The organism is Paracoccus beibuensis (assembly GCF_026162625.1).
In the GTDB taxonomy this organism is placed as follows: domain Bacteria; phylum Pseudomonadota; class Alphaproteobacteria; order Rhodobacterales; family Rhodobacteraceae; genus Paracoccus; species Paracoccus beibuensis.
In genome coordinates this window covers 36,790-58,017 of sequence record NZ_JAOTBD010000012.1, presented here as the reverse complement: position 1 = coordinate 58,017, position 21,228 = coordinate 36,790, and the positions used below count along the sequence as shown (strand labels likewise).

Here is a 21,228-nt window from a genome sequence, read left to right as displayed (position 1 = left end):
AAAAGTCTAGAAACTCGGATCAGCGGCCACAAGTCATGATTTCGACAGATCCGCCGGGGCAGGGGCCGTGCTGTCGCGGATCAGCAGATCCACGCCGAGCGTCGTGCTGTCCGTGATTTCCTCTCCGCGCATCCGGGCCAGCAGCAATTCCGCCGCGCGCTGCCCCAGGCGCGCCCGGTACTGACGGATCGTGGTCAGGCCCGGCAGGCAGAAGGCCGACATCTCGATGTTGTCGAAGCCGATGACCGACATGTCCTGCGGCACCCGCAGGCCCGCCCGCATCAGTCCGTTCATCAGCCCTATCGCCATTTCGTCGTTATCGCAAAAGACCGCAGTGGGGCGGTCTTCCAGCGCCAGCAGTCGCTCGGCCGCCTCCAGCCCGAAGCGGGCGGTGAAGTCGCCTTCGATCCGCAGGTCCGGCGTGGCGTCGGGCAGGCCGGCCTCGGCCAGGCCGGCGGCGAAGCCTTCGCGCCGCGCCACGGTCAGAGAGTTTCGGGCAGGGCCGGTGACATGCATGATGCGGCGGTGGCCGAGGCTTGTCAGGTGGCAGGCCGCCAGACGGCCGCCCTCGACATTGTCGGCCAGAACGCGGGGGGCGGGCAGTCCCGCGATCCATTCGCAGGCCTGCACCAGCGGCGGACATCCGGGCTGGTCGAACAGCCGGGGATCGAGGTTGCCGTCCAGCACGATCACCCCGTCGGACCGCGACCGGTTCAGATATGGCCCCAGCACCTTCATCGCCGACTGGTCAGGCGCGGCGGTCGTGTCCAGCACCAGCAGGCTGAGGTCCCTTGTCCGCAGAACGCCCGAGATCCCGGCCAGGATCTGCGAGAAGAACGGGTTCGACAGTTTCGGCACCAGGGCCAGGACGCCTCCGACCTGCTGCTGGCGCAGGTTCCGCGCGGTGAAGTTCAGCGTATAGCCCATCTGGGCAATGGCTTCCTCGACCGCCTTTCGCGTCGCCTCGGAAACGATCGACGGGTTCGAGATTGCGCGGCTGACGGTCGCCACGGACACGCCCGCAAGCTTGGCGACGTCGCTGATGCGGGGCGGGCGGGCTTGAGCGGACACGGCATTCTCGCTGCTGGATCATCACAGGCTTTAGCCGAAAAAATCCTGTTGTAAACGACTTCATGTTGTGAGAGCGTCAATATGAAACCGATTACATGGGGATCTTCGGCTTCAGGAGGATACATGAAGACGATCCAGGGGCCCGGGTTGTTTCTGGCGCAGTTCGTGGGAACGTCGGCGCCATTCGACAGCTTTGGCGCGATCACGAAATGGGCGGCGGAATGCGGCTATCTGGGGGTGCAGGTTCCTTCGGGCGCGACGCCGCTGATGGATCTCGATCTGGCGGCGACCTCAAGCGGCTATTGCGACGAACTGAGGGGGCAGGCTGATGACAACGGCGTCCGCATCACCGAGCTTTCGGCCCATGTGCAGGGCCAACTGGTCGCGGTCCATCCGGCCTTCGACGCGGCCTTCGACGGATTTGCACCACAGGCCATGCGCGGCAATCCGGTCGCGCGGCAGGCTTGGGCGGTCGATCAGGTCAGAAAGACCATCGACGCCTCGGCCAATCTCGGCCTAGACCGGATGGCGGCGTTTTCGGGCGCGCTGGCCTGGCCCTACTTCTACCCCTGGCCGCAGCGCCCCGAAGGTCTGGTCGAGGCGGCCTTCGACGAGCTTGCCGCCCGCTGGCGCCCGATCCTGGATCATGCCGACAGCCGCGGCGTCGACATCTGCTTCGAGATCCACCCCGGAGAGGACCTGCACGACGGCATCAGCTTCGAGATGTTTTTGGACCGCGTGGACCAGCATCCCCGGGCGAAGATGCTCTACGATCCTTCGCACTACCTGTTGCAGCAGCTGGACTACCTGCAGAACATCGACATCTATGCCGACCGGATCGGCATGTTCCACGTCAAGGATGCCGAGTTCAACCCGACCGGCCGGCAAGGCGTCTATGGCGGCTATCAGCCGTGGGTCGATCGCGCGGGGCGGTTCCGCAGCCCTGGCGACGGGCAGGTTGACTTCAAGGCCATCTTCTCCAAGCTGACGACGATCGGGTTCGACGGGTGGGCCGTGGTGGAATGGGAATGTGCCTTGAAGCACCCCGAGGATGGCGCACGCGAAGGTGCGGCCTTCGTGCGAGACCATATCATTCGCGTCACCGACCGCGCCTTTGACGATTTTGCGAACGGAGGGGCCGACATGGCCGCAAATCGCCGGATGCTGGGGCTGGACAGATGACCCGGCACGTTCCCATTCGCCTTGGCATGGTCGGCGGCGGGGCCGGGGCCATGATCGGCAACGTGCACCGGATCGCGTCGCGGCTGGACGGGCAGTTCGACCTGGTGGCAGGGGCGCTGTCATCGGACCCCGCTCGCGCGGCCGCCAGCGCGGCCGAGGTGGGCATCGCCCGCAGCTATGCCGATTTCGAGGAAATGGCCCGCGGGGAAGCCGGCCGCGACGACGGCATCCAGGCCGTGTCAGTCTGCACCCCGAACCATCTGCATTTCCCGGTTGCGCGCGCCTTCCTGGCACAAGGCATCCATGTCATCTGCGACAAGCCGATGACCGCGACGATGGAGGAGGCGCAAGAGCTTGCCGCCATCGCACGTTCGTCCGATGCGATGTTCGTCCTGACCCACAACTATTCGGCCTATCCAATGATCAGGCAGGCGCGGGCGATGATCGCGCGCGGCGATCTGGGCACCTTGCGCCTGGTGCAGGTGGAATATGCCCAGGACTGGCTGACCGAGGACAGCGACAGCAAGCAGGCATCGTGGCGTGGCGATCCGTCGAAGGCCGGAGCAGGCGGGGCGATTGGTGACATCGGCACCCACGCATTCCAACTGGCGCGCTTCGCGACCGGGATGCGGCCCGAACGGCTGGCGGCCGATCTGTCGAGCTTTGTTGTGGGCCGCCGGCTGGACGACAACGCGCATATCCTGATGCGTTATGCAGATGGCGCCAAGGGGATGCTCTGGGCCTCGCAGGTCGCACCGGGAACCGAGAACGGTATGAAGCTGCGCGTCTATGGCGACAAGGGCGGGCTGGAGTGGCAGCACGAGGCGCCCGAGACACTATGGTTCACCCCGTTCGGTCAGCCGACGCAGAAGCTGCGCCGCGGCGGCCCCGGCACGGTGGCCGGCAACAGCCGAGTGCCGCCGGGCCATCCCGAAGGTTATCTGGAAGGGTTCGCGAACCTTTATTCCGAAGCGGCCGAGGCAATCCGCACGGGGCGCATCCCAGACACCCTGCCGGGCATTGATGACGGCCTGGAAGGCCTGCACTTCATCGATGCCTGCATCCGCTCGAACGCCGCCGACGCCGGCTGGGTCGAGGTAATGGCATGACAAGCCCTGTCCTGGCGCTGGAAGGCGTCACGAAGTCCTTCGGTCCCATCGAAATCCTGCACGGCGTCGATTTCGCGCTGCATCCCGGAGAGGTGCATGCGCTGATCGGCGAGAACGGCGCAGGCAAGTCCACGACGATGAAGATCCTGGCGGGCTATCTGGATCCCACCGGCGGCCAGGTGACCTTTGACGGCAAGCCCATCCGATTTGCCGGCTCGGACGAGGCCGAGGATCGGGGGATCATCATGATCCACCAGGAATTCAACCTGGCCGAGCACCTGTCGGTCGACCAGAACGTCTTTTTGGGGCGCGAACTGAGACGCGGGCCGTTCCTGGACCACAAGTCGATGCGCGCCCGGACGGCGGAGCTTCTGTCGCAGCTGGAATGCCGTGTCGATCCTGCAACGCCCGTGAACCAGTTGTCGGTCCCCGACAAGCAGATGGTCGAGATCGCCAAGGCCCTGTCGCGCAAGGCGCGCGTCCTGATCATGGACGAGCCGACCGCGGTGCTGACCGGCCGGGAAACCGAGGTGCTGTTCCGCCAGATCGAGCGGCTGCGCGCCGAAGGCGTGGCGATCCTCTATACGTCGCACAAGCTGGGCGAGGTGAAGCGCATCGCCGACCGGGTGACGGTCCTGCGCGACGGCACGATGATCCGCTCCGACAGGACAACGGACGTGACCGAGGACGACATGGCCGCCGCCATGGTCGGGCGCGAGCTGTCCGACCTGTTCCCGGCGAAGGTCGGCGGGGGCGCCGACGCGATCCTTGAAGTCGGCGGCGTCTCGGTTCCCGGCGTCGTCGAGGGTGCCAGTCTGAGCCTGCGCAAAGGAGAGGTGCTGGGCATCGGCGGGCTGGTGGGGTCCGGCCGCACCGAACTGGCCGAGGCCATCGCGGGATTGCGCCCGCGCAGCGGCACGGTGCGCCTGAAGGGGCAGGAACTGCCGCCGAACCAGGTGGCCCATGCGATGCGCGCTGGCCTTGCCTACCTGACCGAGGACCGCAAGGGCGCAGGCCTGCTTCTGGACAAGACCCTGCGCGAGAACCTGACGCTGCCGCTGCTGGAGACATTCGGCCGCCCGCTGATCGACCGCGGGCGCGAGGAAGCGGCGCTGGACCGCGCCATCGACGACTTCGCCATCCGGGCACCGGAACGCGGCATGGCGGTGGGCGATCTGTCGGGGGGCAACCAGCAGAAGCTGCTTCTCGCAAAGACGCTTCTGTCGGACCCCGAGGTCGTCATCATCGACGAGCCGACGCGCGGCATCGACATCGGCACCAAGCAACAGATCTATACCCTCATCGCCAAGCTGGCCGCCGAAGGCCGCAGCATCATCGTGATCTCGTCCGAGATGCCGGAGCTTATCGGCCTCGCGGGGCGCGTCATCGTCATGCATGCCGGCCGCATCGCCGGAGAGCTGGCGGGTGACGCGGTCACCGAAGGCAATATCGTGCGACTGGCGATGGGGATGGACGACAACAAAGAGGACAGTGCGGCATGAGCACGGCAACCCTTCAACAGACGCGCCGGCCCAAGATAAACCTGGCCGTCATCGCGCCAATCGTGGCGCTGGTCGTGCTGGTGCTGATCGGCATCGCGATGAACCCGAACTTCCTCAGCTTTGCCAACATCACCAACGTGCTGGCGCGGTCCGCGTTCATCGGCATCATCGCCATCGGCATGACCTTCGTCATCACCGCGGGGGGGCTGGACCTCTCCGTGGGCTCGATGGCGGCCTTTGTCGCGGGTCTGATGATTCTGGTGATGAACCTGTTGACCGAGAACATGGGGGGCGGGCTGCCCGTCATCCTGATCGGCGTGGCGCTTGCGCTGTTCGCGGGGCTGGCGGCGGGGTTCATCAACGGCATCCTGATTACCCGCGCGGGCATCGAGGCGTTCATCCTGACCCTTGGCACCATGGGCATCTATCGCAGCCTGGTCACCTGGCTGGCCGACGGCGGCACGCTGTCGCTGGGTTACGAGATGCGGGAACTGTACCGCCCCGTCTATTACGGCGGCATCATGGGCATCAGCTGGCCGATCATCGTCTTCGCGGCCTTGGCCATCCTGGGCGAGATCGTGATGCGCCACACGGCCTTCGGCCGGCACTGCGCCGCCATCGGGTCCAATGAGAAGGTGGCCCGCTATTCGTCCGTGGCGGTACTGCGGGTGCGGCTGATGACCTATGTCATGCTGGGCCTTCTGGTCGGCATCGCGGTGGTCATGTACGTCCCGCGCCTCGGTTCGGCCTCGGCCACCACCGGCCTTCTGTGGGAGCTTGAGGCTATCGCGGCCGTCATCATCGGCGGCACGCTTTTGAAGGGCGGCTTCGGCCGGGTCTGGGGCACGGTCGTGGGGGTGCTGATCCTGTCGCTGATCGGCAACCTGCTGAACCTGACCGACTTCGTCAGCCCGTATCTGAACGGTGCCATCCAGGGCGTCGTCATCATCCTGGCCGTCGTGCTGCAACGGAATACCGGCACCGCGCGCTGATTTTCACCTGTGGGAGGAGTAACTACCATGAGAAAGACCCTGATCGCCACGACCGCGCTGCTTGGCCTGACGGCCGTACCGGCGCTGTCGGAAACCATCGGCATCTCGATCCCGGCCGCGACGCATGGCTGGGCGGGGGCGCTGAACTTTCACGCCGAACGCACTGTCGAACGGCTGTCCGAGGCAAATCCCGATCTGGAATTCGTGCTGACCACGACCTCGGACCCGGGCCAGCAGGTGTCCGACCTCGAGGACATGGTCGCCACGCGCGGCATCGACGCGCTGGTCGTTCTGCCCTTCGAATCCGAGCCGCTGACCGGTCCGATCCAGCGCATCGCCGACAGCGGTGTCTGGGTAACGGTCGTCGACCGCGGCCTGACGCAGGAAGGGATCGAGAACCTCTATGTCGCCGGCGACAACGACAGCTTCGGCCGCACGGCGGGGCAGTATTTTGCCGACACGCTGGACGAGGGCGCGAAGGTCGTGGTGATGCGCGGCATCGCCTCCACCGTCGACAATGAGCGCGTGGCGGGCTTCGAGTCGGCCATCGAAGGGGCGGGCATCGAAGTCCTGGCGATGGACCACGGCAATTGGAACCGCGACACGGCCTTCAACCTGATGCAGGACTGGCTGTCGCGCTTCCCCGAGATCGACGCGGTCTGGGCGGCCGACGACGACATGGCCGTGGGCGCCCTGGCAGCCATCGACCAAGCCGGCCGCACCGACGAAATGTTCGTCGTCGGCGGTGCCGGCATGAAGGAAATGGTCGACCGCATCAGAAACGACGACCCGACGGTTCCGGTGAACGTGACCTATCCGCCGGCGATGATCTCGACCGCGATAGAGATGACGGCCCTGGGCCTGACCTCGGGCGCGCCCATGTCGGGCGAGTTCATCATCGCGTCCGAGCTGATCACGCCGGAAAACGCCGACAACTTCTATTTCGAAGACAGCCCCTATTGATCTGATATCGCGGCGCGGGTCCATCCCGCGCCGCTTCGACCCGGAGGAGGGTCGTTCCGCCCCGCTGTGTAAACGGTTTCATTCTGGCGACCGGGGCCACCACACCAAGGGAGGAAGACCATGACCGATCTGTCGGACCGGATGCCTGTGGCCATGTCCCGCCGCGGCCTGTTCCAAGGGGCGGGTGCCCTCGCCCTAGGGGCGTCGTTGGGTGGCGCGGCCAGCGCCCAAGGCTCCGGGTTGCAGGGCAACATCAACCATTCGGTCGCGCGCTGGACATTCGGCGACATGTCCCTGCCGGACCTCTGCATCCTGGCGCGGCAGGTGGGGCTGGGGGCCATCGACCTCTGCGGGCGGGACGACTGGCCCACGCTGCGCGAGCACGGGCTGGAAAGCTCGATGTGCAACGGGGCCGAGATCAGCCTCGAGGATGGCTGGGCCGAACCGGACAATCATGCCGAGCTGGTCGAGCGGTACACCCGCCACATCGACCTTGTGGCCGAGGCGGGATACACGAACCTGATCCTCTTCAGCGGCAACCGCCGCGGCATGAGTGACCAGGAAGGGCTGGACAACTGCGTCCAGGGCTTGTCGCAGATCCTGCCGCGCGCCGAGGCTGCCGGGGTCGTGCTGCAGATGGAACTGCTGAACAGCCGGGTCAATCACCCCGACTACATGTGCGATCGCAGCGCCTGGGGGGTCGACCTCTGCCGGCGGCTGGACAGCGCGAATTTCAAGCTGCTCTACGACATCTATCACATGCAGATCATGGAAGGCGACGTGATCCGCACGATTGCCGACAACCATCAGTGGTTCGGTCACTACCACACCGCCGGCAACCCCGGCCGGAACGAGCCGGACGACAGCCAGGAACTGAACTACCCGGCGATCTGCCGGGCGATCCGGGACACGGGGTTCCAAGGCTGGCTCGCGCAGGAGTTCATCCCCTCGGACAAGTCCCCAGATGCCGCCGCGGCGGCGCTGCGGGATGCTGTCCTGACCTGCGACGTCTGAAGAAGCCGCTAGCAAAGCTGAAAGGAAAGCCAGATGGCAGAGAACATGCATTACGACGCGATCGTCGTCGGATCGGGCATCAGCGGCGGTTGGGCCGCCAAGGAACTGACCGAAAGGGGCCTGAAGGTCCTGATGCTCGAGCGCGGCCGCAACATCGAGCACCTGACCGACTATGTGAACGCCGACAAGGAAGCCTGGGACTATCCCCATCGCGGCACCGCGACGATCGAGATGAAGGACAACTATCCGGTCCTGCGCCGCGACTACCCTCTGAACGAGCAGACCTTCGGCATGTGGGCCAACGAGCAGGAGAACCCCTATACCGAGGCCAAACGCTTCGACTGGTTCCGCGGCTATCATGTCGGTGGCCGGTCGCTGATGTGGGGGCGCCAGTCCTATCGCCTGTCCGACACCGACTTCACCGCCAACGAGCGGGAGGGGATCGCGACCGACTGGCCTATCCGCTATGCCGATATCGCGCCGTGGTACGACCACGTGGAACGCTTTGCCGGGATCTCGGGGTCGCAGGAGGGGCTGGACATCCTGCCCGATGGACAATTCCTGCCGCCGATCCCGCTGAACATCGTGGAAAAGGACGTCGCCGCGCGCCTGCGCAAGGCCTTCGGCGGCAAGCGCTACCTGATCAACGCACGGGTGGCCAATATCACCGAGGCCAAGCCAGAGCAGAACCGCATCGCCTGCCAGTACCGGAACAAATGCTGGCTGGGCTGCCCCTATGGCGCCTATTTCAGCACGCAGTCGGCAACCCTTCCGGTGGCCATGGCAACCGGCAACCTGACGCTGCGGCCGTTTTCCATCGTGAAGGAGGTCCTCTACGACAAGGACCGCAAGCGCGCCCGCGGGGTCGAGATCATCGACGCCGAAACCAACATGACTTACGAATACACCGCCGATGTGGTGTTCCTGAACGCCTCCAGCTTCAACTCCACCTGGGTGCTGATGAATTCTGCGACCGATGTCTGGGAAGGCGGGCTGGGATCGTCGTCCGGTGAATTGGGTCACAACGTCATGGACCACCATTTCCGCGTGGGCGCCGAAGGCCGGGTCGAGGGCTATGACGACAAGTACTATTTCGGCCGCCGTCCCGCCGGCTTCTACATCCCGCGCTTTCGCAACACCGAGGGCGAGGAGCGCCCCTATACCCGTGGCTTCGGCTATCAGGGATCGGCCAGCCGGCAGGGCTGGCGGCGCGAGGTCGCCGAGCTGAACATCGGCGCCGACATGAAGGAGGCGCTGTCCAAGCCCGGCGACTGGACCATCGGCATGACCGGCTTTGGCGAGATGCTGCCCTATCATGACAACTTCATTGCGCTGGACCGGTCGAAGACCGACAAGTGGGGCCTGCCGGTCCTGTCGATCAGCGTGGACCTGCGCGAGAACGAGATGCGCATGCGCCAGGACATGAAGCAGGACGCGGTTGATATCCTCGAGGCCGCCGGCGTCGTCGACGTGAAGCCCACCGAAAGCGACTATGCCCCCGGCATGGGCATCCACGAGATGGGCACGGCGCGGATGGGCCGCGACCCGGCATCCTCGGTCCTGAACGGCAACAACCAGGTCTGGGACGCGCCGAACGTCTATGTGACGGACGGGGCCTGCATGACCTCGGCCAGCTGCGTGAACCCGTCGCTGACCTACATGGCGCTGACCGCGCGGGCGGCGGAGCACGCCGTCAACGCCCTGAAGAACGGAGATCTGTGATGAACCGCCGCCAACTTCTGTCGATGATCGCCGCCGTCACCGGCACGGCCATGCTGGGCGGACAGCGAGCCTTTGCCTATCTGCCGACGCCGGTGGGCGAGAACATCTTCTCGGACGCGGACGCCGCCTTCCTGGACGAGGTGGCCGAGACCATCATTCCCGCCACCGATACGCCGGGCGCCAAGGAGGCCGGGGTCGGCGCCTTCATGACGCGCTTTGTCAGCGACTGCTATACGGCCGAGGAGCAGGCGGCCTTCCGCGACGGGATGGAGACACTGAAGGTCAAGGCGCAGGAGGAGTATGGCAGGACCTTCGAGGAGATGACGGCCGAGGAACGCCGCGAGATGCTGCAGGCCGCATCCGTGGCCGCACGCGAGGAGTCGGCCCGCGCCCTCGCCGAGCTGGAAGAGCGGAGGGAGCAGTCGATCGACCAGCAGAGCTCGGCCGATACCGCCGCCGACGAGCAGCCCGAGGAGGCGGCCGAGCCGCGGATGCACTGGTTCACCCCGATCCAGCAGTTGACGCTGTTTGGCTTTTTCACGTCCGAGGTCGGGGCCACGCAGGTCCTCCGCTATGAACCAGTGCCGGGCGAATACATCGGCGATCTGGACTATGACGGAGAGCCTGCCTGGGCGACCTGATCTTCCTCCGGGCCCCGGCACCACGCCGGGGCCCGCTTTCTTCGCGAAAGGATCACGACATGAAGAAACTGACCCTGATGGCCGCTGGCCTGGTGCTGGCCGGGCCGGCCTTGGCGCAGGACATGGACCGCCAGGCACAGTCCCGCGTCACCGAAGTCGAGGGACCGGTGCCGGCGACCGTGCAGACGCCCGAAGACCAGCCGCCCTCCGACGCGGTGGTGCTGTTCGACGGGACGAACCTCGATGGTTGGGAGAGTGTGGATGGCGGTCCTGCCGAATGGACGGTCGAGGACGGGATCCTGCGGGTGAACCGCGGATCGGGCGACATCCGCACGACGCAGAGCTTTTGCGATGCACAGCTGCATGTCGAATGGCGCTCTCCTCCGAACGACGAGGGGCATGACGGCCAGGACCGCGGCAACAGCGGCATCTTGCTGCAGGGACGCTACGAGGTGCAGGTGCTGGACAGCTTCGAGAACCCAGCCTATCCGAACGGCCAGGCAGGGTCGATCTACAAGCAGCACATCCCTCTCGTGAACGCGTCGCGGGAGCCCGGCGAATGGCAGAGCTATGACATCATCTTTCAGGCGCCGGTCTTCTCGGATGACGGCGCGCTGCGTCGGCCGGCCCATGTGACGGTGTTGCAGAACGGGGTGGTGGTTCAGAACCATGCTCAGATCCAGGGCGCGACCGAGTGGATCGGCTATCCGACCTACGAGGCGCATGACTGTGCGCCGATCTCGCTTCAGGACCATGATGCCGATGTCAGCTATCGCAACATCTGGATCCGACCGATGTAACAACGGCAACCTGCCGGTGTCTTGGCCCGTCCCTTGTGGGGGCGGGTCTTTCTCGTGGCGGTCCGGCACTCCCGAACGCATGAAAAAGGGGCCGCGAAGGATCGCGGCCCCAGTCACCTGTTCGGCAGGGAGGTCAGCGCGTCGCGCTCTCCGGCAGGTGTTCGGTCAGGAAGGTCGCGCCGGTCATGACCACTTCGGCCGCATCGATCGGCTGGTCGTGTTCGATGATGTACCACTGCGCGCCAGCTTCCTCGGCGGCGGGCAGGATGGCGGACCAGTCCAGCGTGCCTTCACCCAGGGCCTTGAAGCCACGTTCGTCGGCAGCCTCGCCCTCGGGAGCGTTGTCCTTGGCGTGGATCGCGAAGACGCGGTCGTCGAAACGGCCGAGATACTCGACCGGATCCAAGCCACCGCGCGCCACCCAGGCCAGGTCCAGCTCGGCCATGACATCCTCGCCGGCGGCTTCCATCATGATCTCGAGCGCGGTGCGGCCGTCATACTCGGCCATCTCGAAATCGTGGTTGTGATAGGCCAGCGTCATGTCCTCGGCTTCGAGGGTCTCGGACAGCGCGGCCAGTTCCTCTCCCAGGGCGGTCCAGCCCGCGGCATCGGTGGGACGATCCTCTTCCGCCAGATAGGGAACGGTGATCACGTCGTTGCCAATGGCCTTGTTGAAGTCGACCACCGCCTGCGGGTCCGAGCGCAGATCGGCCAGCTGCGCATGGGTCGAGATGGCTTCGATCCCATATTCGTCCAGAAGCGCCTTCAGATCCTCGGCGCTGCTGTCCTGCATGCCAACGGTCTCGACGGCGGTCACCCCTGCAGCCTGCACGGCAGCCAGCTGTTCCTGCAGCGCGCCGTGATCGCGCAGCGTATACATCTGCACGGCGATGGGCAGGTCGCCGGTGCGCGCATCCTGGGCCATGGCCCCCAACGACATCACGGAAAGCGTCATCAATGACGCACCGGCGAACAGCGCGGATTTCGCGAAATTCATCAAGTCCTCCTGGTTCCGACCCCGCTCCTCAGGGGCTCTCTGAAATGTAATGGGTTTCATGAGGAATGAAAAGGATTACATCGCCAGAAGGTTGAAGACCGACCCAAGGAATTGTGCGTGGTGGGGCAGAACGAACAGGTTGATCCCGGCATTGTTTGGCCCTAGGCACCCGATCCACGACCCAGAGGAAAAGATGGCCCAAAACGATCTGGAAACCCGCCACCTCGAGACGCTGGACCGCGATCTCGGCCGTTACTCGCAGCTTGAGCTGGCGGGCACGGCGCTGTCGCGGGGGCTTGTCGCGCCCGGCGTCGCGCTGGCTTTCGTGCTGCTGGCGGGGCTGGGCGCGATGCTCTCCTTCGGCCAGACAAGCAACATGCTGGTCGTGGTCATGGGGGCGGTCATCGGGGCCTACATGGCGCTGAACATCGGCGCGAACGACGTCGCCAACAACATGGGCCCGGCGGTGGGCGCGAATGCGCTGAGCATGGGAGGCGCCATCGCCATCGCCGCCATCTTCGAGACAGGCGGCGCGCTGATCGCGGGTGGCGACGTGGTCGGAACGATCTCTCGTGGGATCGTGGCACCAGAGAGCATCGGTACGCAGGCGGTCTTCGTGTGGGCCATGATGGCGGCGCTGCTGTCGTCGGCGCTTTGGGTGAACCTCGCGACGTGGATCGGCGCGCCTGTCTCGACCACGCATTCGGTGGTCGGTGGCGTGATGGGGGCGGGCATCGCCGCTGCGGGCTTCGGCGCAGTCAGCTGGCCGACCATGGCGACGATCGCGGCAAGCTGGGTCGTCTCGCCGCTGCTGGGCGGCGTGATCGCGGCAGGGTTCCTCTGGTTCATCAAGGCGCGCATCATCTACCGGACCGACAAGATCGCGGCGGCGCGGGTCTGGGTGCCGGTCCTGATCGGCATCATGGCGGGGGCGTTCGCCGCGTACCTGGCGCTCAAGGGGCTTGGGAAGGTGATCGACGTCTCTTTCGGCGGTGCACTTGTTCTGGGCGCGGCGATTGGCTTGGCGACCTGGCTTGTCTGCATCCCGGTGATCCGCCGCCAGTCGCGGGGGCTGGAAAACCGCAACAAGTCGCTGAAGGTGCTGTTCGGCATTCCGCTGGTCGTCTCGGCAGCGCTGCTCAGCTTCGCGCATGGCGCCAACGATGTCGCCAACGCGGTCGGACCGCTGGCCGCCATCGTGCAGGCTTCGACCTCTGGCAGCGTGACCGAGGCGGTGTCGATCCCCCTCTGGGTCATGCTGATCGGCGCGTTCGGGCTGTCATTCGGCCTCTTCCTCTTCGGGCCGAAGCTGATCCGCATGGTCGGCAGCCAGATCACCAAGCTGAACCCGATGCGCGCCTATTGCGTGTCGCTGTCCGCGGCCCTGACGGTGATCGTGGCCAGCTGGCTGGGCCTGCCCGTCAGCTCGACCCATATCGCCGTCGGCGCGATCTTCGGTGTCGGCTTCTTTCGCGAATGGGATGCCGAGCGTCGCCTGCGCACTGCCGCCGGCGCCGCGCCAGAGCGTCCTCGCCTTGCGCCCGAAGAGCGCCGGCGCCGCAAGCTGGTGCGCCGGTCGCACGTGCTGACCATCGCGGCGGCCTGGGTGGTCACGGTGCCGGCGGCTGCGGCGCTGTCGGCGGCCCTCTTCTGGGTGCTCAGCAGCATCGGCGGCTGAGCGGCGCCTCAGCCCTGCGGGCGTTCGCTGCAGGCCTCCAGCCAGCGGGCCAGAACCTCCAGCGAGGCGGGCTCGTCCAGCCACGGCACATGGGCGCGGCCGGGAACGTCGGCCCTGATCAGGTCGGGGCGCATCTGCTGCATCCGCTCGGCCACGGCCGCCGACAGAAGGTCCGAGTTGCCGCCACGGATCAGCGCCACGGGCAGGTCGCGCGTCGCCTGCCACAGCGGCCACAGGTCTGCGGGATCGCCCTGAAAGGCGGCCAGGAACGCCTCGCGCAGTGCCGGGTCATAGTTGATGCGCAGGCCGTCGGCCGTTTCGTGATAATGGCGCCGCGCATCCTCCAGCCAGCGGCCATCCGGAACGTCGTCGAAGCCCGTCATCACCGCCGGCAGCCGGGCCGCCAGCGCGTCGTGCGTGGCCGAGGCGGGATTGCGGCCGACATAGTCGAAGATCCGCTCCAGCCCCGCGCGTTCGATCTCGGGGCCGACATCGTTCAGGCACAGACCCAGCAGCCGGTCATGCGCCGTCGCCGCCAGAAAAAGGCCGTTCAGCCCGCCGCGCGACGTCCCCAGGATGGCGGCCTTCGCCACGCCCAGGTGGTCCAGCAGCTCGACCGCATCCCGCGCTTCCCGCGGCACGGTATAGCTGTCGGGGCCGGTCCATTCGGACCCGCCGCGCCCGCGATAATCCATGCGGATCAGCCGGACGTCCGGAAGATGAGGCGCGACATAGTCGAAATCGGCCAGCGTCCGCGTCAGCCCGGCAAGGCACAGCACAGGCAGCCCCGCACCCTCGTCAGAAAATGCGATCCGCGCTCCGTCGCTGGCCTCGAATTCACCCATGCGCAGCCCCTTTGCCGTTACGTCCGGAAACTCCGTCGCAAGCCGATGATGCAGACCTGCCGCTAGAGGTTCTCGCTCTGCGGCATGCCCAGCACGTGGTACCCGCCGTCGACGGTCACGATTTCGCCGGTGGTGCAGGCGCCCCAGTCGGACATCAGCCAGACAGCCGTGCCGCCAATCGCCTCGAGCGTGGCATTCGCACGGAGCGGCGCGTTAGCCTCGGTATGGCGGAAGGTGCGGCGCGCGCCGCCGATGGCCGCGCCGGCCAGCGTCTTCATCGGGCCGGGGCTGATCGCGTTGACGCGGATACCATCAGGGCCAAGATCGTTGGCCAGGTAGCGCACGCTGCTTTCCAGCGCCGCCTTGGCCACCCCCATGACGTTGTAGAACGGCGTGACCCGGTTCGAGCCGCCATAGGTCAGCGTGATGATCGACCCGCCTTCGGCCATCAGCGGATGGGCGCGGCGCGCAACCTCGATCAGCGAATAGCACGAGATTTCAAGGCTGCGCTTGAAGTTGGCGCGGCTGGTGTTCATGAATCGGCCGGTCAGCTCGTCCTTGTTCGAAAAGGCGACGGCATGGACCAGGAAGTCCAGCTTGCCCCAGCGCTGGCCGATGGCGCCGAAGGCCGCGTCCAGCGACGCGTCGTCGGTGACATCCACGTCGACAAGGAAATCCGACCCCACGCTTGCTGCCAGCGGTTCGACCCGCTTGCCGAACGCCTCGCCCTGATAGCTGAAGGCAAGCTCTGCCCCCTCGGTCGCGACCGCCTTCGCGATGCCCCACGCGATGGAGCGGTCATTGGCGACCCCCATCACAAGCCCACGCTTGCCCTTCAGAAGATCGCCCATGACTGCCCCTTTGGTTCTTATGTCATTCGTTGAAGCGGGACATCACCAGTGTCGCGTTGGTGCCGCCAAAACCGAAGCTGTTCGACAGCACCGAATCCAACCCCGCATTGTCCACGCGGCTAGTGGCAATTTCGCCCGATTGTATCTCGGGGTCCAGCGTCGTCACATTTGCGGATGCTGCAATGAAGTCATTTTGCAACATCAGCAGGCTGTAGATCGCCTCGTGCACGCCGGTCGCCCCCAGCGAATGTCCGGTCAACGACTTGGTCGAGCTGACGGGAGGCGTGCTGCCTTCCCCGAAGATACGGCGGATCGCCCTGATCTCGCCCATGTCGCCGACGGGGGTCGAGGTGCCATGTGCGTTGATATAGCTGACCTTGCGGCCCTCGGGCAGGGTCTCCAGCGCGACGCGCATGGCGCGTTCGCCGCCTTCGCCCGAAGGCGCGACCATGTCGTATCCGTCGCTGGTGGCGCCGTAGCCGGTGACCTCCGCATAGATCTTGGCGCCGCGGGCCTTTGCGTGCTCCAGCTCCTCCAGCACGACGACGCCGCCGCCGCCGGCGATCACGAACCCGTCACGGGTTGCGTCATAGGGGCGGGACGCGGTCTGGGGCGTGTCGTTGTATTTCGACGACATCGCACCCATCGCGTCGAACAGGCAGGACAGCGTCCAGTCCAGCTCTTCGCCACCGCCCGCGAAGACGATGTCCTGCTTGCCCATCTGGATCTGCTCGACCCCGTTGCCGATGCAATGCGCGGACGTTGCGCAGGCCGAGGTGATCGAGTAGTTCACGCCCTTGATCTTGAAGGGCGTGGCCAGGCAGGCGGAATTCGTGGAGGACATGCAGCGCGTCACCATGAACGGGCCCATCCGCTTGGGGCTGCCCTTTTCGATGACGGTCTGGTGCGCCTGAAAGAAGTTGCTGGTCGACGGCCCCCCCGATCCCATGATCAGGCCGGTGCGCGGGTTCGAGACGTCGTCCTCTTCCAGCCCGCTGTCCTTGATCGCCTGTTCCATGGCGATGAAGTTGTAGGCCGCGCCGGGTCCCATGAAGCGCAGGTTGCGCTTGTCGACATGGTCCTCCAGCACGATCTGCGGCATGCCGTGGACCTGGCTGCGAAAGCCGTGTTCGGCATATTCGGGCGCAAAGACAATGCCCGACCGGCTCGTGCGCAGGCTTTCCGTGACCTCGTCGGCGTTGTTGCCGATGGGCGATACGATCCCGAGCCCGGTGATGACGACGCGTCGCATTAGGGGGCCTCCTTGAAATTGATTGATGTCAGCTGGCCGACAGGGCCACCTTCATGTCCTTGACCTGATAGATCAGTTCGCCGTCCGCCTCGACCCGGCCGTCGGCGACGCCCATCGTCAGGCGGCGGGTCTGCACGGCCTTGGTGAAATCGACGGTATAGCGCAGCATCTTGCGGTCGGGCCGGACCATGCCGGTCAGCTTGACCTCTCCGACACCAAGCGCATAGCCGCGGCCTTCCCAGCCCCGCCAGCCCAGGTTGAAGCCGGTCAGCTGCCACAGACCGTCGAGGCCAAGGCAGCCGGGCATGATCGGGTTGCCGGGAAAGTGGCATTTGAAGAACCAGGCCTCGGGGTCGATGTCGAATTCGGCGACGACGTGGCCCTTGCCGTGTTCGCCGCGATCTTCCGAGATGTCGGTAATGCGGTCCATCATCAGCATGGGCGGTTCGGGCAGCTGCGCATTGCCGGGGCCGAACAGTTCTCCGCGCGCGCAGGCAAGCAGGTCGTCGCGGTCGAAGCTGGTCTGGGTCATCGCCATGCGGATCGTGCCTTCCGTGTTCGGCCGCAAGCGGCCGGTCCTGTTGTCAAGTTGCCGCACGGTCTATCATCTGGGGTCAGCGCGACGCAAGGGCAAGCCCCTCCGAGGTCGATCGCCTAGAACCACTGCCCCGGCTCCATCAGCCCCAGGTCCATCAGCTGCTGCCCGCTCCACTCGAAGCGGCAGGAATTGCGCCAGGCGAGGTCGCCGACCTCGTCGCGCGACCCCGGGTTGGTGACAAGCGCCTTGGCCACCCGGAACGATGCGACAACCGCCGTCAGGTTGTGGTGCCATGGACAGGAATAGGTGTTGTATTCCTCGACCGAGAAGCGGTGGTCGGGCGTCAGGCGAAGGTTCGGCGCGCTGCGGAAGATCGAGATGCGGTCGATGCGGCGGCGGTCCGACGCCAGGAATTCCTCGAACCGCCAGCGCAGGCCGCCATGGAAGTCCAGCTGCCGCTCGCAAGGCGAGCCGTCGGGCGCCCGGCGGCCAAGCGCGTAGTATCCCGTACGGTCGAACAGCGGCGCGTCTAGGTCGACGGCGTTCGCGTGTTGCCCAAGATCGCCTGCGTAGAGGTCGATGACATAGGTCAGCATCGCCGCGCGCCGTTCCTCGGTGTGGAAGGCCAGCATCTCGCCGACGGTGCGCGTCTCGCAGAAGGGATGGAACAGGAACTCGGCGTTGAAGCAGTAGAAGATCCACGTTCCAGCGGGGACTGCGGCGGCCACGGCATTGACGGCGTCAACATGCGCATCGGGACGCCGCGTGTCATAGTGAAGCTGGGTGACCCGGGGCGTCATCTCCTCGGGCAGGTGCTGGGGCCGGTCCGAGAGCAGCAGGATGTGGCGGAAGCCGCGCTGCAGGTGGTGCGCCACCGTCTGCGGAACGGCGACGTCGTCCTCGACCAGTATGATCGCCAGGGGACCCTTGGCCAAGGCGGTCGGCTGCTGGGCGAGGGTCTGGCGGAAGTCCAGGATCGGCAGCGCCGGCATCAGCGCATGACTGCCTTGACCTGCTCGAGCGCGGCGGACAGCAGTTCGGGATTGCCTTCGGCCGTAGCGACAAGACGCTTCAGCGTGGCCTTCTGGGGGTCTGTGATGGCCGCGTCGTCGATGATGCGGTCGACCTCTGCCCGGTCGAAGCCTTCGGGCGTCAGAAGCGCCTCGATCCGCGCGGCGACCGAAGTTGCGTCGGCGGTGGCGGTGGCCGCCTCGGCGGCATCCTGTGCGGCGGTGGCGGCTTCCTCGGCCGCGGCCGTGGGGGCCGTCGCACCAGCGGCCGCGGCGGCGGCTGCGCGGTCGGCGGCGTCCAGGGCGGCTTCGGCCGCGGCCTCGGCGGCTTCGGCGGCGGCGCTTGCGGGCGCAGCGCCGGTCTCCTCGGATGCGCGGGCAGCTTCGGCTGCGGCATCGGCGGCAATGGCTGCGGCATCCGCTGCGGCGTCGGCCGCGGCGTCTGCGGCCTCGGATTCGTCGGTCACGTCGGGGGTGGCGGCGACGTCCTCGGCCGTTTCGGCAGCTTCCTCGGCCAGTCGCGCGGCATCTCCGGCGGCCGTGTCGGGCGCGGTCAGCTCGGCGGTCTCCACCGCCGCCGGCGCGGCGTCCCCGTCGGGCTGGCGGTCCATCCAGATCCACCCGCCTGCAAGCGCCAGCACCAGAATCACGACGATCGGCAGAACTCTCGACATGCGGCACCCTTCGCGCTGACCTTATCTGCACCCTCTATGGCACAGGCCCCGTCGCTGGAAAAGGCGGCGAAGGCCGCCCGAAACGCGGAAATCCTGTCCGGGACGCGGCCTCGGGCATCAATTCCGGTTGAAAGACGCGGTCCGTGGCCTTATTTTCCCGTCACTTCCGAATTGGCTATCAAAGGAGCAACGCCATAGCCCGTCGACCGCATAATGCACCGCCCACCCGTGATACCGGACCCCGCGTCAACGAACGCATCCGCGTGGCCGAAATTCGCCTGATCGGCCCCGAGGGCGAAAATGTCGGCGTCGTGCCGCCGTCGGTCGGGCTTCAGATGGCGCAGGACGCCGGGCTGGACCTGGTCGAGATTTCGCCGAACGCGGCCCCGCCGGTCTGCAAGGTCATGGACCTCGGCAAGTTCAAGTACGAACAGCAGAAACGCGAGGCCGAGGCGCGCAAGAAGCAGAAGATCATCGAGGTCAAGGAAATCAAGTTCCGTCCCGGGACCGACAGCCACGACTATGACGTGAAGATGCGCAGCGTGCTGAAGTTCCTGGAAGGCGGCGACAAGGTCAAGGTGACCCTGCGCTTCCGCGGCCGCGAGATGGCCCACCAGGACCTGGGGCTGGAATTGCTGAACCGCGTTCGCGACGATGTCGGAGAGACGGGCAAGGTCGAATCCATGCCCAAGCTGGAAGGCCGGCAGATGGTCATGATGATCGCTCCGCGCTGATCGGTCGGGACTGCGACGACATGGGGCCGCGTGGGCATTGCCGCGCGGCCTTTTGCGCTGCAAGGATGCGCCATGACAGAAGCTTCCCTGATCCGCGTGATGCGCCTTCCCGATGCCGACCCGGCACTGCCGCTGCCCACCTATCGCACGGCAGGCGCGGCGGGGGCTGATCTTTGCGCCAACCTGCCGCCGGACCGGCGTGACGGTGGTATCACCCTGCCGCCGCTGGGTCGCGCGCTGATCCCGACGGGGCTGGCGCTGGCGATACCGCCGGGATGGGAGGTTCAGGTCCGCCCCCGGTCGGGCCTGGCGCTGAAGCATGGCGTGACGCTGTTGAACGCGCCCGGCACGATCGACAGCGACTATCGCGGGCCGGTGGGCGTGATCCTGGTCAACCTGGGATCGCAGCCCTTCGTCGTCGCCCATGGCGACCGCATCGCGCAGATGATCCTTGCGCCCGCACCCCAAGCCCGCTTCGCCGAGGTCGAGGCACTGGACGAGACCGTGCGGGGCAGTGGCGGCTTCGGCTCGACCGGGACGGATTCGGGCGGCTGGGGCGCGGCAGGTCGAAAGGAAGGATGATGCTGGGCCTGTGGCTGATCGTGATGCTGCTGATCCTGGGGCGCGTGCTGCGCATGCCGGGGCGGGTCACGCTGACGATGATCGCCGTGCTGTGGGCGGGGATGCTGATCCTGCAGCTGACCTTGCCGGGCAGCTCCGCCGCACGGGCCGTGGGCGGCAATGCGGCGGGCTGGCTGGTGCTGGGTGCGGTCGTCGCGCTGGTCGTCGCCTATCGCAGGCTGCTGGCGATGCTGCGCCGTCGCGCCGCGCCGCCGCCTGCGGACCCGGTCCAGGACGCGGGCCTATCGGACGCCGAGCTTGACCGCTACGCCCGCCACCTGGTGCTGCGCCAGATCGGCGGGTCGGGGCAGACGCGCCTCAAGTCGGCGCGGGTTCTGGTCGTGGGGGCAGGGGGGCTGGGCTCGCCCGTCTGCCTTTATCTTGCGGCGGCGGGCGTGGGGCATGTCACTCTGGCCGATGACGACACGGTCAGCCTGTCGAACCTGCAGCGGCAGGTGATCTTTCGCGACGAGCTGCGGGGGGAGCCCAAGACCTATGCCGCCGCCGAGGCGATGCTGAAGCTGAACCCGCACATCGACGTCACGCCCCTGGTCCGCCGCATCTCCGAGGATGATCGCGACCTGATCGCGGACTACGACCTTGTCATCGACGGCACCGACAGCTTCAAGGGGCGCGCGTCGATCAACCGCGCCTGCGTCGCGGCGGGCGTCCCGCTGATCTGGGGCTCGATCGCGCAGTGGGAAGGGCAGGTGACCCTGTTTCATCCGGCGCTCGGCGGACCCTGCATGGCCTGCCTGTTCCGCAATCCCCCGGTCCATGACGCCCCTTGCGCCGAGGCCGGAGTCGTTGGCGCATTGCCGGGCGTCATTGGCAGCATGATGGCGTTGGAGGCGATCAAGCACCTGACCGGCGCGGGCCAAGGGCTGCGCGGGCGAATGATGCTCTTCGACGGCCTTTACGGCGAAAGCCGGATGATCGAGGTGGCGCGGGACCCGGCCTGCCCGGTCTGCGGCACGCAGCCTCTGGCACCCGGCGCGGCGTGACCCTAGGCTGACCTCCGATGAAGGAGGT

General features: G+C 66.4%; 21 protein-coding genes. 13 read left to right on the top strand and 8 right to left on the bottom strand.

Annotated features, from left to right (window positions below):
• Positions 1-33: 33 nt before the first annotated feature.
• On the bottom strand, positions 34-1,071 hold the full coding sequence (locus tag OC159_RS09935) for a LacI family DNA-binding transcriptional regulator (RefSeq protein ID WP_265500995.1): 1,038 nt from the start codon (positions 1,069-1,071) through the stop codon (positions 34-36).
• A gap of 123 nt (positions 1,072-1,194) precedes the next feature.
• On the opposite strand from OC159_RS09935, the gene OC159_RS09930 reads away from it, so the two are divergent.
• The 9 genes from OC159_RS09930 (at position 1,195) to OC159_RS09890 (ending at position 10,996) form a co-directional block, all read left to right on the top strand.
• Positions 1,195-2,253 carry a sugar phosphate isomerase/epimerase family protein gene (locus OC159_RS09930; RefSeq protein ID WP_265500994.1) on the top strand — a complete coding sequence of 353 codons (1,059 nt, stop codon included), beginning with the start codon at positions 1,195-1,197 and terminating at the stop codon, positions 2,251-2,253.
• Positions 2,250-3,362, top strand: a complete 1,113-nt coding sequence (locus OC159_RS09925; protein WP_265500993.1) for a Gfo/Idh/MocA family protein — start codon at positions 2,250-2,252, stop codon at positions 3,360-3,362. Before OC159_RS09930 ends, OC159_RS09925 begins: the two co-directional genes overlap by 4 nt.
• Positions 3,359-4,864 (top strand): sugar ABC transporter ATP-binding protein, encoded by a 1,506-nt coding sequence (locus tag OC159_RS09920; RefSeq protein WP_265500992.1) that lies wholly within the window; start codon positions 3,359-3,361, stop codon positions 4,862-4,864. Before OC159_RS09925 ends, OC159_RS09920 begins: the two co-directional genes overlap by 4 nt.
• A complete protein-coding gene (locus OC159_RS09915) occupies positions 4,861-5,856 on the top strand; it encodes an ABC transporter permease (protein ID WP_265500991.1) in 996 nt (331 codons plus the stop codon). The genes OC159_RS09920 and OC159_RS09915 overlap by 4 nt, the downstream gene beginning before the upstream one ends.
• 27 nt (positions 5,857-5,883) lie before the next feature.
• Positions 5,884-6,819 (top strand): ABC transporter substrate-binding protein, encoded by a 936-nt coding sequence (locus OC159_RS09910; protein WP_265500990.1) that lies wholly within the window; start codon positions 5,884-5,886, stop codon positions 6,817-6,819.
• 120 nt (positions 6,820-6,939) lie between these two features.
• Positions 6,940-7,833, top strand: a complete 894-nt coding sequence (locus OC159_RS09905) for a hydroxypyruvate isomerase family protein (protein ID WP_265500989.1) — start codon at positions 6,940-6,942, stop codon at positions 7,831-7,833.
• A gap of 33 nt (positions 7,834-7,866) precedes the next feature.
• On the top strand, positions 7,867-9,555 hold the full coding sequence (locus tag OC159_RS09900; protein ID WP_265500988.1) for a GMC oxidoreductase: 1,689 nt from the start codon (positions 7,867-7,869) through the stop codon (positions 9,553-9,555).
• Positions 9,555-10,196, top strand: coding sequence for a gluconate 2-dehydrogenase subunit 3 family protein (locus tag OC159_RS09895; protein ID WP_265500987.1), 642 nt, complete (start codon positions 9,555-9,557; stop codon positions 10,194-10,196). The genes OC159_RS09900 and OC159_RS09895 overlap by 1 nt, the downstream gene beginning before the upstream one ends.
• Before the next feature lie 59 nt (positions 10,197-10,255).
• Positions 10,256-10,996 (top strand): 3-keto-disaccharide hydrolase, encoded by a 741-nt coding sequence (locus OC159_RS09890; protein WP_265500986.1) that lies wholly within the window; start codon positions 10,256-10,258, stop codon positions 10,994-10,996.
• A 133-nt stretch (positions 10,997-11,129) separates the two neighbouring features.
• On the opposite strand, the gene OC159_RS09885 is transcribed toward OC159_RS09890, so the two are convergent.
• The gene (locus OC159_RS09885; protein ID WP_265500985.1) at positions 11,130-11,993 is read right to left on the bottom strand and encodes a sugar phosphate isomerase/epimerase family protein; all 864 of its coding nucleotides are present in this window, start codon (positions 11,991-11,993) and stop codon (positions 11,130-11,132) included.
• A 193-nt stretch (positions 11,994-12,186) separates the two neighbouring features.
• On the opposite strand from OC159_RS09885, the gene OC159_RS09880 reads away from it, so the two are divergent.
• On the top strand, positions 12,187-13,671 hold the full coding sequence (locus OC159_RS09880) for an inorganic phosphate transporter (RefSeq protein WP_265500984.1): 1,485 nt from the start codon (positions 12,187-12,189) through the stop codon (positions 13,669-13,671).
• An 8-nt stretch (positions 13,672-13,679) separates the two neighbouring features.
• On the opposite strand, the gene OC159_RS09875 is transcribed toward OC159_RS09880, so the two are convergent.
• From OC159_RS09875 to OC159_RS09850, 6 genes are all read right to left on the bottom strand, one after another.
• Positions 13,680-14,516, bottom strand: a complete 837-nt coding sequence (locus tag OC159_RS09875; protein ID WP_265500983.1) for an alpha/beta fold hydrolase — start codon at positions 14,514-14,516, stop codon at positions 13,680-13,682.
• Between the two features lie 62 nt (positions 14,517-14,578).
• Complete coding sequence (locus tag OC159_RS09870) at positions 14,579-15,367, bottom strand: enoyl-ACP reductase FabI (protein WP_265500982.1); 789 nt, start codon at positions 15,365-15,367, stop codon at positions 14,579-14,581.
• A gap of 22 nt (positions 15,368-15,389) precedes the next feature.
• On the bottom strand, positions 15,390-16,619 hold the full coding sequence (gene fabB, locus OC159_RS09865; RefSeq protein ID WP_265500981.1) for a beta-ketoacyl-ACP synthase I: 1,230 nt from the start codon (positions 16,617-16,619) through the stop codon (positions 15,390-15,392).
• A gap of 28 nt (positions 16,620-16,647) precedes the next feature.
• Entirely contained in the window at positions 16,648-17,157 is a 510-nt protein-coding gene (gene fabA, locus OC159_RS09860; protein ID WP_265501019.1) for a bifunctional 3-hydroxydecanoyl-ACP dehydratase/trans-2-decenoyl-ACP isomerase, read from the bottom strand.
• A gap of 116 nt (positions 17,158-17,273) precedes the next feature.
• Positions 17,274-18,149 carry a glycosyltransferase family 2 protein gene (locus OC159_RS09855; protein WP_265500980.1) on the bottom strand — a complete coding sequence of 292 codons (876 nt, stop codon included), beginning with the start codon at positions 18,147-18,149 and terminating at the stop codon, positions 17,274-17,276.
• Positions 18,149-18,841, bottom strand: coding sequence for a hypothetical protein (locus OC159_RS09850; protein ID WP_265500979.1), 693 nt, complete (start codon positions 18,839-18,841; stop codon positions 18,149-18,151). Before OC159_RS09850 ends, OC159_RS09855 begins: the two co-directional genes overlap by 1 nt.
• Before the next feature lie 143 nt (positions 18,842-18,984).
• Here OC159_RS09850 and infC point away from each other — a divergent pair, with 143 nt between their 5' ends.
• The 3 genes from infC to OC159_RS09835 all read left to right on the top strand — a co-directional run bounded on the left by infC (position 18,985) and on the right by OC159_RS09835 (position 21,200).
• Positions 18,985-19,575, top strand: coding sequence for a translation initiation factor IF-3 (gene infC / locus OC159_RS09845; RefSeq protein WP_456095337.1), 591 nt, complete (start codon positions 18,985-18,987; stop codon positions 19,573-19,575).
• A 72-nt stretch (positions 19,576-19,647) separates the two neighbouring features.
• Positions 19,648-20,157 carry a dUTP diphosphatase gene (dut, locus tag OC159_RS09840; RefSeq protein ID WP_265500977.1) on the top strand — a complete coding sequence of 170 codons (510 nt, stop codon included), beginning with the start codon at positions 19,648-19,650 and terminating at the stop codon, positions 20,155-20,157.
• The gene (locus tag OC159_RS09835; protein ID WP_265501018.1) at positions 20,157-21,200 is read left to right on the top strand and encodes a HesA/MoeB/ThiF family protein; all 1,044 of its coding nucleotides are present in this window, start codon (positions 20,157-20,159) and stop codon (positions 21,198-21,200) included. Before dut ends, OC159_RS09835 begins: the two co-directional genes overlap by 1 nt.
• The last annotated feature ends 28 nt before the right edge of the window (positions 21,201-21,228 follow it).